Source organism: Streptomyces sp. NPDC089915 (assembly GCF_040684675.1).
Lineage (GTDB): Bacteria > Actinomycetota > Actinomycetes > Streptomycetales > Streptomycetaceae > Streptomyces.
Genome location: NZ_JBFBGN010000345.1, coordinates 1 through 1,732, shown reverse-complemented (window position 1 = coordinate 1,732; position 1,732 = coordinate 1). Strand labels below are relative to the sequence as shown.

The following is a 1,732-nucleotide window of genomic DNA, read 5'->3' as shown; positions in this document are numbered from 1 at the left end:
CGGCACCGGACTCCTGGTCCGCGACAACGGGCGCGGCCTCCGAGGCGCACCCGAGGGCGCCGGGATCCAGGGCATGCGCGAGCGCGCCCTGCTGATCGGCGCCGAACTCATCGTCGGGGCCGGCCCGCACGGCGGCACCCAGGTCCGCCTCGACATCGCCGACACCACGAAGGCCATGCGATGACCCCACCCGACTCCGGGCCCGCCCGGATCCTGCTCGCCGACGACCACAACCTCGTCCGCCGCGGCGTCCGCCTCATCCTCGACTCCGAACCCGACCTGAGCGTGGTCGCCGAGGCCGCCGACGGTGCCGAAGCCGTGGCCCTGGCCCGCGGCACCGACATCGACCTCGCCGTCCTCGACATCGCCATGCCCCGCCAGACAGGCCTGCAGGCCGCCCGCGAACTCGCCCGCCTGCGGCCGGGCCTGCGGATCCTGATGCTGACCATGTACGACAACGAGCAGTACTTCTTCGAAGCCCTGCGGGCCGGAGCCTGCGGGTACGTCCTCAAATCCGTCGCCGACCGCGACCTCGTCGAAGCCTGCCGCGCCGCGCTGCGCGACGAGCCGTTCATCTACCCCGGCGCCGAGACCACCCTCATCCGCACCTACCTCGACCGCGCCCGCAGCGGCGGACCGCTCCCGGAACGGGCCATCACCGAGCGCGAGGAGGAGATCCTCAAGCTCGTCGCCGAGGGCCACAGCTCCAAGGAGATCGGCGACCTCCTCGTCATCAGCCCCAAGACGGTGGAGCGCCACCGCGCCAACCTGCTCCAGAAACTCGGCCTGCGCGACCGCCTCGAACTCACCCGCTACGCCATCCGCGTCGGCCTGATCGAGCCGTAGCCGGGTCGCTCATGGCCTCAGGGTCGGACCGCGCGGACGTGGTCGGCCGAGAGGTGGAGTTCGTACGGCAGGCAGCAGTCGGAGCAGAGGGTCGCGATGAGGGCCCCGCAGGCGCACAGCTGGTTCATGCCGCCGTCCGGGGTCGCCCCGCAACAGGCGGCGGACGCGTGCCGCAGCTCCAGGCCGAAGGCGTCGTCCGGGTTGATGACGATGTTGCCCCGCGGGCCCTGCGACACCAACGGCTTCCCGTCCACGTTCCAGTGCCCCCCGTGGCGCGGCATCACCGGCCCGGGCACCTCGGCGACGACCAGGGGCGCACCGTACGGCTCCGTCTCGATCGCATAGCGGCCTGACGGCACGGTCGCCGGTGACGGACCCGGCTCATCGGCGTCCCACCAGGCGTAGAAGGGAGCGTCGGGAACCTTGGGCAGCGGAGTGAGGGGCCCCGTCAGGGGGACGCCGCAGGCCGCGCACACGAACACCACCGCCTCGGCCTCCGAACCCGTGCCGGTGTTCTCAGCGGGCAGGGCGGGCTGCCCGGGCTCCGGCGTGCGGACGCCCTGATCCTGGTCTCGCTGATCGCGCATCCGCTGACCGTACTCGCCCGGTCGGAGTCGTTGCCGCGCCGGTCCTGGCTCGTTGAGCAGGCATGATCATTCTGCGACGTCTCCTGCCCCCGCTGGCCGTCCTTGCCGCCGGCCTGCTCCTCACCCCCGGTTCCGCGCAGGCCCTGCAGCCTTCGCCCGCTCCGGGCGGCACGCACGTCCGGGCGGCCGGGCCGCTCCTCCTGGACGACGGAGGATCGCGGGAGGTCAAGAGCCAGGCGGACTCCTTCGCCGACAGCGACACGGGCGAGTAGGTACGAACAGGTCCCGGCGGCCCGGGC

Annotated in this window: 3 protein-coding genes and 1 pseudogene; 3 read left to right on the top strand and 1 reads right to left on the bottom strand. The window is 72.8% G+C overall.

Features of this window, described 5'->3' with window-relative positions; translation table 11 throughout:
• Together AB0O29_RS35650 and AB0O29_RS35645 are read left to right on the top strand one after the other, a co-directional pair.
• Nucleotides 1-184: pseudogene (locus AB0O29_RS35650) on the top strand (sensor histidine kinase); the annotation flags it as partial.
• Complete coding sequence (locus AB0O29_RS35645; RefSeq protein ID WP_365160517.1) at nt 181-846, top strand: response regulator transcription factor; 666 nt, start codon at nt 181-183, stop codon at nt 844-846. The pseudogene AB0O29_RS35650 and the gene AB0O29_RS35645, both read left to right, overlap by 4 nt.
• Before the next feature lie 17 nt (nt 847-863).
• On the opposite strand, the gene AB0O29_RS35640 is transcribed toward AB0O29_RS35645, so the two are convergent.
• Nucleotides 864-1,433 (bottom strand): hypothetical protein, encoded by a 570-nt coding sequence (locus AB0O29_RS35640; protein WP_365160515.1) that lies wholly within the window; start codon nt 1,431-1,433, stop codon nt 864-866.
• A 62-nt stretch (nt 1,434-1,495) separates the two neighbouring features.
• On the opposite strand from AB0O29_RS35640, the gene AB0O29_RS35635 reads away from it, so the two are divergent.
• A complete protein-coding gene (locus AB0O29_RS35635; RefSeq protein ID WP_365160512.1) occupies nt 1,496-1,705 on the top strand; it encodes a hypothetical protein in 210 nt (69 codons plus the stop codon).
• The last annotated feature ends 27 nt before the right edge of the window (nt 1,706-1,732 follow it).

What these genes read in the sequence shown, in the direction of transcription:
- AB0O29_RS35640 (WP_365160515.1), bottom strand. Translation starts at nt 1,433, where the DNA reads ATGCGCGATCAGCGAGACCAGGATCAGGGCGTCCGCACGCCGGAGCCC.
- AB0O29_RS35635 (WP_365160512.1), top strand. Translation starts at nt 1,496, where the DNA reads ATGATCATTCTGCGACGTCTCCTGCCCCCGCTGGCCGTCCTTGCCGCC.
- AB0O29_RS35645 (WP_365160517.1), top strand. Translation starts at nt 181, where the DNA reads ATGACCCCACCCGACTCCGGGCCCGCCCGGATCCTGCTCGCCGACGAC.